This is a genomic window from Rhodoferax sp. UBA5149 (assembly GCF_002413825.1).
Lineage (GTDB): Bacteria > Pseudomonadota > Gammaproteobacteria > Burkholderiales > Burkholderiaceae_C > Rhodoferax.
This window is the reverse complement of the sequence record NZ_DHXT01000020.1, coordinates 7,148-16,465: the sequence shown is the minus strand read 5'-3', so window position 1 is coordinate 16,465 and position 9,318 is coordinate 7,148. Positions and strand designations below refer to the sequence as shown.

Genomic DNA, 9,318 nt, shown 5'->3' with positions numbered 1-9,318 from the left:
GATTTTCTGGCGGCGAGCAAAGTGCTGGTCAACCTGCTGCCGCTGACGCCCGACACGCGCGACATCCTGAACCGCGATACCTTGTCGCAGCTCCAAAGCGGCGGCTATGTCATCAACGTGGCGCGCGGCGCGCATCTGGTGGAGGACGACCTGCTGGCGCTGCTCGACAGCGGGCACCTGGCGGGCGCGGCGCTCGACGTGTTTCGCACCGAACCGCTGCCGGCCGCTCACCCGTTCTGGCAACACCCCAAAATTACCGTCACGCCGCATACCTCGGCGCGCACCCTGCGCGAAACCAGCATTGCGCAGATCGCGGGCAAGATTCAGGCGCTGGAACGCGGTGCGCCGATTGCCGGTATCGTGGACCCTGTGCGCGGCTACTGAGGCGGGCCGCAAGAGTCAATTGAGGTAACGAAGATGAACATCCCCACCCGCGTCAAACTGCTCGAAGTCGGCCCGCGCGACGGCCTGCAGAACGAAAAGCAGCCGGTGCCCGCCAGCGTCAAGATCGAACTGGTGCAGCGGCTGCAAGCGGCCGGCCTGAAAGAGATCGAGGTCACCAGCTTCGTGTCGCCGAAATGGGTGCCGCAGATGGCCGACAACGCCGAGGTCATGGCCGGCATTGCGCGCCAGGCCGGTGTGCGTTATTCGGTGCTGACGCCCAATCTGCAGGGCTTTGAGGCGGCGCTCAAGTCCCAGCCCGACGAGATCGTGGTGTTTGCCTCCGCCAGTGAAGCCTTCAGCCAGAAGAACATCAACTGCTCGATTGCCCAGAGCATCGAGCGTTTTGCGCCGGTGGTGCAGGCGGCCCGCGCCGCCGGTATCTACGTGCGGGGCGCCATGTCGTGCGCGGTGGGTTGCCCGTTTGAGGGCGAGATTGCGCCCGAGCGGGTCAGCTATCTGGCCGGTCTCATGAAAGGCATTGGCGTGCAGCACGTCGGCGTGGCGGACACCATCGGCGTCGGCACGCCGCTCAAGGTGCAGCGTGCCATGGACGCCACGCTGAAGCACTACGCGCTGGACGACGTGTCGGGCCACTTCCACGACACCTACGGCCAGGCCCTGGCCAACACCCTGGCCTGTCTGCAGATGGGTGTCTGGCAGTTTGACGCCTCGGTCGCCGGTCTGGGCGGCTGCCCTTACGCCAAGGGCGCCACCGGCAATGTGGCGACGGAAGACGTGGTGTACCTGCTGCACGGCATGGGCATCGCCACCGGCATCGACCTGGATAAATTGATCGACGCCGGCCAGTTCATCAGTGATTTCCTGCAGCGCAAGCCCAACTCGCGCGCCGCGACGGCGATCCTCACCAAGCGAAATTCATGATGCGCGGAGCTGAATTGAAACGCCTGCCTGAGGGTGTGCCGCGTGTGCTCGCGGCCGTGCCGGCCCCGGTGCCTGAAAAACCGGTGAATGCTCCTGAATTAATAGCGGCTCGCGCACTACTGGCGAGGGCTAGCGTCGAGAATGTTCCATCACCCTGCATCTCGGTGTGCCGCATGAATGAGCTGACGGGGCTGTGCGAAGGGTGCTACCGCACGCTGGACGAGATTCGCGATTGGAGCAGCGCGGACGATCTCGCCAAGCGCACGATCTGGACCCACATCGAGCAGCGCCTTGCGGCCAGCCCCCCATGAAACACATCACCTTCTATCTGGATTTCATCTCGCCCTACGCCTACCTGGCGTTCGAGCAACTGCCCGAAGCCCTGATGGGCCATAGCTACAGCGTGAGCTACAAGCCCATTTTGTTGGCCGCGCTGCTCAAGCACCACGGGCAGCTGGGGCCGGCCGAGATTGCCCCCAAGCGCGACTGGACTTACCGCCAGGTGCTGTGGCTGGCCCACACCCATGGCGTGGAGTTGCAGCTGCCGGCCAGCCACCCGTTCAATCCCTTGGCGCTGCTGCGGCTGGCGCTGGCCTGTGAGGCACGCGGCGAGCCGAACCGCTATGTCTGCGAAACCATCTTTCGCCATGTCTGGCGCGGTGGCCTGGACGCCGCCGACCCGACCCGTCTGGAGGCCTTGACGGCGCAACTGGCCCCGGCCCGCACGGTGCAGGACCCGGCGGTCAAAGCCCAGCTCAAGGCCCACACCGATGAGGCCATCGCGCTCGGTGTCTTTGGCGTGCCCGCCTTCGCCGTGGACGGCCGACTGTTCTGGGGTTTTGACGCGCTGCCCATGCTGCGGGCCTACCTGTCGGGCGACCCCTGGTTCGATGGCCCGTGGCACGCGGCTGCAAGCGTGGCGCAAGGCATCCGGCGTTGAATCCCCATGACTCATGCCCAACGCCTTCAATTTTTCCGCCTCGCCGTTTGACTGCCTGACCCCGGACGAGCAGCGACTGGTTCGCGACAGCGTCGACGTCGTCTACTTTCGCGAGGGCGAGACGATTCTGGACATCGGCATCGCGCCGACCCATCTTTTTATCATCATCAAGGGCTATGTGACCCAGCTGGAGGGCAGCGAGGTGACCACCACCTACGGCCCGGACGACTGCTTCGATGGCCGCGGCCTGGTGGCGGGCAAGGTCAGCAGCCGATTCATCGCGGCCGAGGAGGTGGTGGCCTATCAGCTGGCGCGCCAGGCGGTCAGCGATCTGATTGCGTCGAACGCCACCTTCGGCGCGCTGCTGTTTTCCGATCTCAGCAACAAGCTCAGCGCCCTGTCTGATCGAAAGAGCCAGCACGAGCTGCAGTCGCTGACCCTGTCCCGCGTCGATGAGGCCTTTCTGCGGGCCGCCCACTTTGTCGACGCCAGCACCGGCATTCTCTCGGTCGTTAAGCTGTTTCAGGCGCAGCACACCTCCAATGTGCTGGTGCGTGATAGCCAGGCCGAGCCGCCACGCCTGGGCATTTTTACCGCCACGACGCTGCAGCGCGCTATTCTGGACGGTCGGCCGCTGGACCGGCTGGCGGTCGGCGAGTTGGCCAATTTTTCACTGGTGGAGGTGCGGCCGTCCGACCAGCTGGGCGACGCCATGGCCGTCATGCTGCGCCGCCGCGTGCACCGGGTCGTGGTGGTGGAGGACGATCAGGTGCTGGGCATTCTGGAGGCGCTGGACTTGTTCAGTTTCCTGTCCAACCAGTCGCACCTGATCACGGTGCAGATCGAGGAGGCGAAAGACCTGGCCGGCCTGAGCCAGGCCGCAACCCGCATCACGCGCATGATTGCCTTGCTGCACCGCAGCGGCTCGCGCGTCAACCTGATCGCCAAACTGGTACAGCAGCTCAATGCCCGGCTGTTCGAGCGCGCCTGGCAATTGATTGCGCCGGCCGATCTGGTGGCCAACAGCTGCCTGTTCGTGATGGGCAGCGAGGGCCGCGGCGAGCAGCTGCTCAAGACCGACCAGGACAATGGACTGATCCTGCGGGATGGCTATGGGGCGCCTGACGATCTGGACGCCATCTGCCAGCGGTTTTCCAGTGCGCTAAAGGATTTTGGTTACCCGGAGTGTCCGGGCCACATCATGCTGAGCAATCCGCAGTGGCGCAAGAGCGCCAGCGACTTCGGGCAGATGACGCGCCAGTGGCTGACGCTGCCCGACGGCGACAGCCTGATGAATCTGGCGATCTTCATGGACGCGCACACCGTCTGTGGCGACTCCCGGCTGCTGGACGAGGTGCGGCGCGGACTGATGTCGCTGGCCAACGGCAGCGACGTCATGCTCAGCCGCTTTGCGGCGGCCATCGACTCCTTTGGCCGCAGCACGGGCTGGTGGAACCGGCTGCTGGGCCTGGCGGACACCGATCCGCAGTTCAACCTCAAGAAAGAGGGCATCTTCCCGCTGGTGCATGGCGTGCGCAGCCTGGCGCTGGCGCACCGCGTCACGGAAACCAGCACCGTCGGGCGCATCGCCGCGCTGGTGGCCGCGGGCCGGCTGGATGCCGACATGGGCACGGACCTGACGGACAGCCTGCACTTCTTCATGGGCCTCAGGCTCAAGGTCGGTCTGGCGGAGCTGGAGATGGGCAAGGGCGTGACCGGCGCCCTCGACGTGGCCCGCCTCAGCAGCCTGGACCGGGACCTGCTCAAGGACACGCTGGGCGTTGTCAAGCGCTTCAAGGCCTTGCTGCGCCATCGCTTCCATCTGGAAGCCCTGGGGTGAAGTTATCGCTGTTACCGGCGCACGGGTGGCGCGCCCTCAAGCGCGAGTGGCTGCTCTACCACCTGGGCGACCCGTCGTTTCGCTTCATGTTCGACCCGCCGCCCGAGAATGAATGGGTGGCGCTGGACTGCGAGACCACCGGCTTGAATGTGCGCACCGACGAGATCATCTCGATCGGGGCCGTGCGCATTGTGGGCAACCGCATCATGACCAGCGAGCGGCTGGAATTGCTGGTGCGCCCCGAGCGCGGTGTCTCGCCCGAGAGCGTACGCATTCACCGGCTGCGCGAACGCGATCTGGCGCAAGGTTTGCCGATTGACGAAGCCATGAAACGCCTGATGCATTTCATCGGCAGTCGGCCGCTGGTGGGTTACTACCTGGAGTTTGACGTGGCGATGCTGAATCGGGCGCTCTTTCCCATGCTGGGGCAAGGCCTGCCGCAAGCCAAAATCGAGGTGTCGAGCCTGTACTACGACTACAAGTTCAGGCAGCTTCCTGCTTACCGGCAACAGGGCAATGCCGACATTGACCTGCGCTTTGCCACCTTGATGCAGGACCTGGACCTGCCCCAGCACGAGGCGCACGATGCCCTCAACGACGCGGTGATGGCGGCGCTGGCCTTCATCAAGCTGCGCCACCTGCGCGCGGCCTGATTTCAGAAACAAAAAAACCGGGCACGTGGCCCGGTTGAAGTTTTGAAGAACGCGGGCCCACAGCCCGCGTTTCAGTTTGGCTCTTAGTGGCCGGAAGATCGGGACGCGCCGTAGCCGGTTTCCGAGCGCACCTGCTGCGCCGGGAAGGCGGCACGTTCTTTGGCCGCGTTGGGGCTGCGATCCAGCATGGAGAACAGCCAGATGCCGACGAAGCCGATGGTCATGGAGAACAGCGCCGGCGAGGTGTAGGGGAACAGCGCCGAACCCTTGGGGTTGCCCAGCGTCGCTTCCCAGACCGACGGTGACACCACCGTCAGGGCGACGGAAGAGATCAGACCCAGGAAGCCGCCGATCACGGCACCCTTGGTGGTGCAATCTTTCCACAACACCGACATGAACAGCACCGGGAAGTTGGCCGATGCGGCAATCGCGAAGGCCAGCGACACCATGAACGCAATGTTCTGTTTCTCGAACAGGATGCCGAGCGCAACCGCGACGATGCCCAGGACCACCGTCGTGAAGCGCGACACCTTGAGTTCGGAGGCGCTATCGACCTTGCCCTTTTTAATCACGGTGGCATAAATGTCATGCGAGACCGCGGAAGCCCCCGACAGCGTGAGGCCTGCCACCACGGCGAGAATCGTTGCAAAGGCCACGGCCGAGATAAAGCCGAAGAAGACGTTGCCACCGACCGCCTTGGCCACCAGCACGGCCGCCATGTTGGCCGAGCCGCCACCGCCTTTGATGATGCCCTTGGCGGTATCCGCATATTCCGGGTTGGTCAACACCAGGGTGATCGCGCCAAAACCGATGATGAAAATCAGGATGTAGAAGTAGCCAATCCAGGTGGTGGCCCAGAGCACGGATTTGCGCGCTTGCTTGGCATCAGGCACCGTGAAAAAGCGCATCAGGATGTGCGGCAAACCCGCGGTGCCGAACATCAGCGCCATGCCGAAGGAGATCGCTGAAATCGGGTCTTTCACAAAGCCCCCCGGGCCCATGAGGGCCAGGCCAATGGCAGCGGCGTCGACCTGCGTCTTGCCGCCGTTGACCGCCAGCTGGGTTTTGACCTTGACGCCCGCAGCGAACAGCGCTTCAAAGCTGAAGCCGTAATTCGACATCACCATGAACGCCATGAAGCTGACGCCCGCCAGCAGCAAACAAGCCTTGATGATCTGCACCCAGGTGGTGGCGGTCATGCCGCCAAACAGCACGTAGACCATCATCAGGGCGCCCACGATCACCACCGCCAGCCAGTAGTCCAGGCCGAACAGCAGTTTGATCAGCGCCCCGGCGCCCACCATTTGGGCGATCAGGTAGAAGGCGACAACCACCAGCGTGCCAGAGGCGGCAAAAATGCGAATTGGTTTTTGCTGGAAGCGATAGCCCGCCACGTCGGCAAAAGTGAATTTGCCCAGGTTGCGCAGGCGCTCCGCCATCAAGAATGTGATGACGGGCCAGCCCACCAGAAAGCCGATCGAGTAAATCAAGCCGTCATAGCCGGAGGCCATCACGGCCGCGGAAATACCGAGAAAAGACGCGGCGGACATGTAGTCGCCGGCGATCGCCAGTCCATTTTGAAAACCGGTGATGCCGCCACCGCCGGTATAAAAGTCAGCGGCTGATTTGGTCTTGGCGGCGGCCCATTTGGTGATGAACAAGGTCATGATCACGAAGCCACCAAACATGCTGATGGCAACCCAGTTGGTGGGTTGTTTGTCGACTTGCCCGAGGTCGACGCCGGCGGCCATGGCCCCGCCCGACGCCAAGAGCGCCAGCAGCGCCACGGAAATTGTTTTTGCCAGGTTCATTTGGAGACGTCTTTCAAAATAGCCGTGGTGAGTTCGTCGAACTCGCTGTTGGCACGGCGCACGTAAATGCCCGTGATCAGAATGGTGAAAACGATCACGCCCATGCCGATAGGAATCCCCAGCGTGGTCACGCCAGCGCCTATGGGCTGGGCCAGGAAGGGTTTGTTGAACGCGATCATTGCGATGTAGCCGTAGTACACGACCATCATCAGCAGCGTCAGGCCCCAGCCAAAACTGTTGCGCTTGGCGCGAAGTTCCAGGTACTTCGGATGGGTCTGAATTTTGTCGACCACCGGATCAATCATGTGGGTCTCCTCAAGTTTGGTTGGAATGGATTGCGGGAAATGTGTCGTTAACACATGCGCCAATTTTGTAAAAAAGGACTGACCAAGCCCTTACGGGAGATCCGCGGGAAAACCCTGATTGAGACGGACTGCGCGATCCGCGCCACAAAATAAACTGAAATAAATGGCGCCTTGTTTTGTACGCCATCCGGGGCGGACAAGCGCTGTTTTCGCATCAATTAGGCGTCGAATTCCGTATCGAGAAAATGGAGCCGAGGGTTAACGCTAAAGCTGTAAGGCTGCATTCAGTTAGGCGTAAGCTTGCGCCAGAAAACTGTCAGAGTCCCGTCAGCGAGTCGCTTGATAGTCCGCCCCAGATGCCTGTCTAGGCGTCAGTTGTACAACCTTTTGGAGACATAATTATGGCAACAGCAGCGGCCTCAAGGCCAATGACAGCCGAAGAAAAGAAGGTTATCTTCGCCTCGTCGTTGGGTACCGTGTTTGAGTGGTACGACTTTTATCTTTACGGCTCACTTGCAGCCATTATTGCCAAGCAGTTTTTCAGCGGGCTGGATGCGGGCTCTGCCTTCATTTTTGCGTTGCTCGCGTTTGCTGCCGGCTTCATCGTGCGCCCCTTCGGTGCGCTCTTCTTCGGCCGCCTGGGCGACATGATCGGACGCAAATACACGTTCCTGGTCACCATCCTGATCATGGGCCTGTCCACCTTCATCGTGGGCATTTTGCCGAACTATGCGTCCATTGGCGTCGCCGCGCCGGTGATCCTGATCGCCTTGCGCATGTTGCAAGGCCTGGCGCTCGGCGGTGAGTACGGCGGCGCCGCGACCTACGTGGCGGAGCACTCGCCACAGGGCAAGCGCGGCGCCTATACCTCCTGGATTCAGACCACGGCCACGCTGGGCCTGATGCTGAGCCTGATGGTGATTCTGGGCACGCAAACTCTGCTCGGTGCGGAGAAGTTTGCCGATTGGGGCTGGCGTATTCCGTTCATTGTCTCGATTGGTTTGCTGGCCGTGTCGGTCTACATCCGCTTGAGCATGAACGAGTCGCCCGCGTTCGCCAAGATGAAGGCGGAAGGCAAGACTTCCAAGGCGCCCTTGAGCGAATCCTTCGGTCAGTGGAAAAACCTCAAGATCGTGATTTTGGCCCTGATCGGCCTGACTGCCGGTCAAGCCGTGGTGTGGTACTCCGGCCAGTTCTACGCCCTGTTTTTCCTGACGCAGGCGCTCAAGGTGGATGGCCCCACCGCCAACATCTTTGTTGCGGTCTCACTGGTCATCGGCACGCCGTTCTTCGTCGTGTTCGGTGCCTGGTCCGACAAGATTGGCCGCAAGCCGATCATCATGGCGGGTTGCCTGCTGGCCGTGCTGACTTACTTCCCGGTGTTCACCGCATTGACCAAGGCCGCCAACCCGGCGCTGGCCGAAGCGCAGGCCAAGAACAAGGTGACCATAACGGCTGACCCGAGTGAGTGTTCGTTCCAGTTCAACCCCACCGGTACGGTCAAGTTCACCAGCTCGTGCGACATCGCCAAGCAGGTGCTGGCCGGTTCGTCCGTGAGCTATGACAACGTGGTGGCACCCGCGGGCACTGTCGCTTCCATCAAGATTGGTGCTGTCGAGATCCCGAGCTATACCTCCAAAGGCCTGCCCGCAGACGAAGCCAAGAAGAAGGATGCCGAGTTCAAGAAAGCCGTGGCGACCGACCTCAAGACGGCTGGTTACCCCGCCAAGGCCGACCCGGACAGAATCGATAAGGTCACGGTGGTTGCCATCCTGACCTATCTGGTGATTCTGGTGACCATGGTGTACGGTCCGATCGCCGCCATGCTGGTGGAGCTGTTCCCCACCCGCATTCGCTATACGTCGATGAGCTTGCCTTACCACATCGGTAACGGCTGGTTTGGCGGTTTGCTGCCCACCACGGCTTTTGCCATCGTGGCGCAGACCGGCAATATGTACAACGGCTTGTGGTATCCCATCATCATCGCCGGTATGACTTTTGTGGTCGGCATGCTGTTTGTCAAAGAAACCAAGGACGTGGATATTTACGCCAACGACTAAGCCTTGGTTTCATGGTTCGACCCGCGCCGATTCGGCCTGGGTTACACCGAAAGGGTCCTCCCAGTGAGGGCCCTTTTTATCTTGAGCAAGTCGTCATCCCGGGCCTGCATTTGCAAGGCCGCAGGCAAGGGTATATCCGTGCCCGGCGATTGGCGTCCAATACTAAAATTCGCGCATGAGGTATTCAAAAACTGAAGTGGGTCAGCAGGCGTTCAAAGCCCGCTCGCCTTCGTTGTCGGCCCGCCAACGCTCGGCCTTCATTCTGTTTGATGGGGTCAAGTCGAAGGACCAGGTGCTGGCTGCCACCGGCGGTCTCGGAATTACCCAGGACGATATAGACCACTTGGTCCAAGAAGGTTTTCTGGCGGCCGTGCCTGATGCCG

General features: G+C 61.8%; 9 protein-coding genes and 1 pseudogene. 8 read left to right on the top strand and 2 right to left on the bottom strand.

Annotated features, from left to right (window positions below; all coding sequences use genetic code 11):
* The 6 genes from B3V69_RS01615 to B3V69_RS01590 all read left to right on the top strand — a co-directional run.
* Positions 1 to 384 (top strand): NAD(P)-dependent oxidoreductase (locus B3V69_RS01615; protein ID WP_296443170.1); only part of this gene is annotated, 384 nt, incomplete at its 5' end.
* Between the two features lie 33 nt (positions 385 to 417).
* Positions 418 to 1,326: a hydroxymethylglutaryl-CoA lyase gene (locus tag B3V69_RS01610; RefSeq protein ID WP_296443169.1), complete on the top strand. Its 909-nt coding sequence runs from the start codon at positions 418 to 420 to the stop codon at positions 1,324 to 1,326.
* Between the two features lie 14 nt (positions 1,327 to 1,340).
* Complete coding sequence (locus tag B3V69_RS01605; protein WP_296443168.1) at positions 1,341 to 1,637, top strand: DUF1289 domain-containing protein; 297 nt, start codon at positions 1,341 to 1,343, stop codon at positions 1,635 to 1,637.
* Entirely contained in the window at positions 1,634 to 2,266 is a 633-nt protein-coding gene (locus B3V69_RS01600; RefSeq protein ID WP_296443167.1) for a 2-hydroxychromene-2-carboxylate isomerase, read from the top strand. Before B3V69_RS01605 ends, B3V69_RS01600 begins: the two co-directional genes overlap by 4 nt.
* Before the next feature lie 13 nt (positions 2,267 to 2,279).
* Positions 2,280 to 4,106 (top strand): DUF294 nucleotidyltransferase-like domain-containing protein, encoded by a 1,827-nt coding sequence (locus B3V69_RS01595; RefSeq protein WP_296443166.1) that lies wholly within the window; start codon positions 2,280 to 2,282, stop codon positions 4,104 to 4,106.
* A complete protein-coding gene (locus B3V69_RS01590; protein WP_296443165.1) occupies positions 4,103 to 4,759 on the top strand; it encodes a 3'-5' exonuclease in 657 nt (218 codons plus the stop codon). Before B3V69_RS01595 ends, B3V69_RS01590 begins: the two co-directional genes overlap by 4 nt.
* 83 nt (positions 4,760 to 4,842) lie before the next feature.
* Here the strand turns inward: B3V69_RS01590 and B3V69_RS01585 are convergent, their stop codons facing one another.
* Positions 4,843 to 6,570: a cation acetate symporter gene (locus B3V69_RS01585; protein WP_296443164.1), complete on the bottom strand. Its 1,728-nt coding sequence runs from the start codon at positions 6,568 to 6,570 to the stop codon at positions 4,843 to 4,845.
* Entirely contained in the window at positions 6,567 to 6,875 is a 309-nt protein-coding gene (locus B3V69_RS01580; RefSeq protein ID WP_296443163.1) for a DUF485 domain-containing protein, read from the bottom strand. Before B3V69_RS01580 ends, B3V69_RS01585 begins: the two co-directional genes overlap by 4 nt.
* A 401-nt stretch (positions 6,876 to 7,276) precedes the next feature.
* Between B3V69_RS01580 and B3V69_RS01575 the strand changes: the two genes are divergently transcribed.
* Entirely contained in the window at positions 7,277 to 8,935 is a 1,659-nt protein-coding gene (locus B3V69_RS01575) for an MFS transporter (RefSeq protein ID WP_296443162.1), read from the top strand.
* Positions 8,936 to 9,110: 175 nt separating this feature from the next.
* Positions 9,111 to 9,318, top strand: a pseudogene (locus tag B3V69_RS01570) (hypothetical protein); the annotation flags it as partial.

Bases quoted from the DNA above. Each gene is read 5' to 3' on its own strand.
- B3V69_RS01610 (WP_296443169.1), top strand. From the start codon at position 418: ATGAACATCCCCACCCGCGTCAAACTGCTCGAAGTCGGCCCGCGCGAC.
- B3V69_RS01600 (WP_296443167.1), top strand. From the start codon at position 1,634: ATGAAACACATCACCTTCTATCTGGATTTCATCTCGCCCTACGCCTAC.
- B3V69_RS01595 (WP_296443166.1), top strand. From the start codon at position 2,280: ATGCCCAACGCCTTCAATTTTTCCGCCTCGCCGTTTGACTGCCTGACC.
- B3V69_RS01585 (WP_296443164.1), bottom strand. From the start codon at position 6,570: ATGAACCTGGCAAAAACAATTTCCGTGGCGCTGCTGGCGCTCTTGGCG.
- B3V69_RS01580 (WP_296443163.1), bottom strand. From the start codon at position 6,875: ATGATTGATCCGGTGGTCGACAAAATTCAGACCCATCCGAAGTACCTG.
- B3V69_RS01575 (WP_296443162.1), top strand. From the start codon at position 7,277: ATGGCAACAGCAGCGGCCTCAAGGCCAATGACAGCCGAAGAAAAGAAG.